General features: G+C 46.6%; 3 protein-coding genes. 1 reads left to right on the forward strand and 2 read right to left on the reverse strand.

Annotated elements, in window-relative coordinates; translation table 11 throughout:
* Positions 1-1,165, reverse strand: a 1,165-nt coding sequence (locus LGZ99_RS23935) for an RNA-guided endonuclease InsQ/TnpB family protein (protein WP_262979799.1), incomplete at its 3' end; no start/stop codon positions are given.
* Positions 1,166-1,221: 56 nt separating this feature from the next.
* Here LGZ99_RS23935 and tnpA point away from each other — a divergent pair.
* Positions 1,222-1,647 (forward strand): IS200/IS605 family transposase, encoded by a 426-nt coding sequence (gene tnpA / locus LGZ99_RS23940; protein ID WP_262979800.1) that lies wholly within the window; start codon positions 1,222-1,224, stop codon positions 1,645-1,647.
* A 62-nt stretch (positions 1,648-1,709) separates the two neighbouring features.
* On the opposite strand, the gene LGZ99_RS23945 is transcribed toward tnpA, so the two are convergent.
* Positions 1,710-2,246: a transposase gene (locus LGZ99_RS23945; protein WP_262979801.1), complete on the reverse strand. Its 537-nt coding sequence runs from the start codon at positions 2,244-2,246 to the stop codon at positions 1,710-1,712.
* Positions 2,247-2,607 lie beyond the last annotated feature (361 nt).

A 2,607-nucleotide genomic window follows, 5' to 3' on the forward strand; every position in this document is an offset into this window, starting at 1 on the left:
CCGCAACCGTCTGTGTGACGGATTTACGCTGGCCTCCATGGGCAGAGACGACGAGACCCGCCGCCTGTAATTCCAGTATGCCCTTGCGTTCAATATTGATTGCCGCGTTGATATCGCGGTCATGCTCAACACCGCATTCAGGACACCGCCAGAGACGCTCATGTAACGGCATCTCCGGCATCTTATGACCGCAGCAGTGACAGGTTTTCGAACTGGCGAACCATTGCTCCAGCTTCACCAGATGCACGCCTTTCTCTGCTGCTTTGTATTCCAGTTTTGTGATGAATCCAGCCCATCCAGCATCACCGATAGCACGTGCCAGATGGTGATTTTTCATCATATTTGCCGCTTTCAGCGTCTCCACAATTACCGCTTGGTTTTCGTCAACAATTGTACGGGAGAGTTTATGCTGAAAATCAGCACGGGTATTGGCTACCCGTTCGTGCACACCTGCAAGCTGTATACGGGCTTTTCGGCGGTTTGCGCTGCCTTTTTTCTTACGGGATAACGCTTTTTGTTTCCGCCGCAAATTACGACTGCCGTTGATGAGATAACGAGGATTGGAAATCTTGTGCCCATCAGATTTGATGGTGTAGTGCGACAGCCCCATATCCAGCCCCGTTACACGGGTTACCAGGGAGGGTTTCACTGGAACTTCTCCGCCATCATCACAGAGTAACGAAGCGTAGTACTTCCCTGTCGGCGTTCTGGACAACGTAATGCTCTTTAACTCGCCAGTAATTTCACGGTGAATGTTGGCTTCAATCGGTGAAGTTTTCGGGATCTTTATTGCACCATCAAGCACTTTTATACTCGTGCAGTGATAGCTGGACTGCCTGTCGTGTTTGCTTTTGAATGTCGGAAAGCGGGTTTTCAGTTTCGGATTAAAAAAGTTGGAAAAAGCGACATCAAGGTTAATTACCGCCTGCTGCAAAGCAATGGAGTCGTATTCTTTGAGCCAACTGTATTTCCTGGACTTTTTTGCCACTGCCAGTAATGGTTTGAGGTCTTTACGTGGGCTTAAACCGACACCGTGCCTGTTGTACATCTGCTTTTTGATATGCAGAGCCTTGTTATACGCAAACCGAACCGCACCGAACTGGGCATTGAGAAATTCAGCCTGTTCTGGTGTCGGATATATGCGTACTTTTGTGGCTCTTAACATATTCAGCGCTCATTGATATAGTTATTTTATTTTAACAGGTTAAGTGAATATATCAATTGAGTAATCAACATGAACTACTGGAGGGTTTCCTCCGTAAAAGGCACAGCGTCAGCAAGTTGGTTGTGCATCTGATTTTTACGACAAAGTACCGCCGAAGACTCTTTGACGGGCGAATGATAGAGCAATTGCGGGAAGCTTTTGGTTCTGCTGCTGAGAAACTCGAATGTGAAATTATTGAGATGGACGGAGAACCAGACCATGTGCACCTGCTGGTTGCATACCCACCGAAGTTGGCCGTGAGTGTGATGGTCAACAACCTGAAATCTGTATCATCGCGTTTGCTACGCCAACAAAACACCCACTTACAGATGCAAAGCAAAACAGGGCTTTTGTGGTCAAGATCGTACTTTGTCTGTAGCACAGGAGGAGTGACGATTGAAACACTCAGAGCTTATGTTCAGAGTCAGTCAACGCCAGATTGATCTTTAAAGCCCTTCGGGCTTTCAGATTGATGACGAACCCCATGTTTTTAGCATGGGGTTCTTTATTCTCGTGAAATCGCTTCCTGAGTCAAAAGATGATAATAAGAGCACGCAGCTTCAATCACTGTTCCGTCACCCGCCAGGCACGAAATCCCGGATTGGCTGCGGCGCAAAACAGATAAGGTCAGTTCTTTAAAAAACGTCCCTGTCAGGACAGCTTGATGCTGATAAATGAAACGCCCAAGGCTGGCGTGATCAGGTGTCACGCCATAACTGACAAAAATACACCCCAAATCTAAACGCGCCAGGTGTTCAAGAGCTCTGAGCGAGCAGTGTCCTTTCATGATCCCATAAAGCAGGATCCCCATCATTGAACGGGGAGAATACGGCGCCCTGTCTGTTGAAGCATAACGGCGTTCGAAAGGTCCCCAGTCTTGTTCATCCAAAACCTCAGCGACAATAAATGCACTGCGTTCGCCCATTTGCCTGAGATAATCACAAAGGGAAAGAGAACCGGCCAATACAGGTAAATGCTGCGCTTTGACAAACTGACGTTTGGTGTGAGCAGACGATTCCAGCGTTCGAGTGAATAAGGTCATAAAAGATCGGCGTTTAACAGGAAGAACACCGATCTTAATGGATAACATGAGCTTTTGCGACACCCTCGCATTGGGCGAGGGTTTACGGCGGATTTTGCTAACGCCCCTAGAGAAAAATGTCTTGCTTGGAATATGCCGTGATGAAGTTTCTGAGTTGGTAAGACAAGAACAATGCTAATTTTCTGCTGATTTATTACCCAAAATGCGTTCATAATTCCCTCATGGTTAATGCATTCCTCTTTAAGTCGTTAATTTGGTTATTTATTGATACGCGGATAGGTCCGATTTTTACCATTTTTAATCCCGTTTAATGCTCCGGCTGGCTGACTTAGTAAACATTACTGTCAGTTCATTGATTACA

Origin of the sequence: Photorhabdus temperata (genome assembly GCF_025384845.1) — a bacterium.
GTDB lineage: Bacteria > Pseudomonadota > Gammaproteobacteria > Enterobacterales > Enterobacteriaceae > Photorhabdus > Photorhabdus temperata.

What these genes read in the sequence shown, in the direction of transcription:
- LGZ99_RS23945 (WP_262979801.1), bottom strand. Translation starts at nt 2,246, where the DNA reads ATGACCTTATTCACTCGAACGCTGGAATCGTCTGCTCACACCAAACGT.